Here is a 798-nt window from a genome sequence, read left to right as displayed (position 1 = left end):
GTCTCTAAGGGGTCTCTCACATTTCTGCTAGGAGATCTCATCTTGAGGGGGGCTTCACGCTTAGATGCCTTCAGCGTTTATCCCTCCCCGTCTTGGCTACCCAGCCGTGCCATTGGCATGACAACTGGTCCACCAGCGGACGGTCCATCCCGGTCCTCTCGTACTAAGGACAGCTCCTCTCAGATCTCCTGCGCCCGCGCCGGATAGGGACCGAACTGTCTCACGACGTTCTGAACCCAGCTCGCGTACCGCTTTAATGGGCGAACAGCCCAACCCTTGGAACCTGCTCCAGCTCCAGGATGCGATGAGCCGACATCGAGGTGCCAAACCACTCCGTCGATGTGAACTCTTGGGAGTGATAAGCCTGTTATCCCCAGGGTAGCTTTTATCCGTTGAGCGATGGCAATCCCACGTTATGCCACCGGATCACTAAGTCCTACTTTCGTACCTGCTCCACCCGTCGGTGTCGCAGTCAAGCCTCCTTCTGCCTTTGCACTCTCTGGATGGTTTCCAACCATCCTGAGGAGACCTTCGAGCGCCTCCGATACCCTTTCGGAGGCGACCGCCCCAGTCAAACTCCCCGCCTGACATTGTCCCATGGCCGGGTCACGGCTCATGGTTAGAAACCCAGTACTGCAAGGGTGGTATCCCAACAGCGGCTCCATAGCGACTGGCGTCGCCACTTCTCAGCCTCCCACCTATCCTGTACATGCAATACCGAATCCCAGTATCAGGCTGGAGTAAAGCTCCATGGGGTCTTTCCGTCCTGGCGCGGGTAACCAGCATCTTCACTGGTAT

1 rRNA gene is annotated in these 798 nt (G+C 57.3%); it reads right to left on the bottom strand.

Features of this window, described 5'->3' with window-relative positions:
• Positions 1–798: ribosomal RNA gene (locus tag B5F87_RS20535) — 23S ribosomal RNA — on the bottom strand; the annotation flags it as partial.

The sequence above is a fragment of the Eubacterium sp. An3 genome, from assembly GCF_002159465.1.
In the GTDB taxonomy this organism is placed as follows: Bacteria; Bacillota; Clostridia; order Lachnospirales; family Lachnospiraceae; genus Anaerobutyricum; species Anaerobutyricum stercoris.
This window is presented reverse-complemented; position numbering and strand designations above follow the sequence as displayed.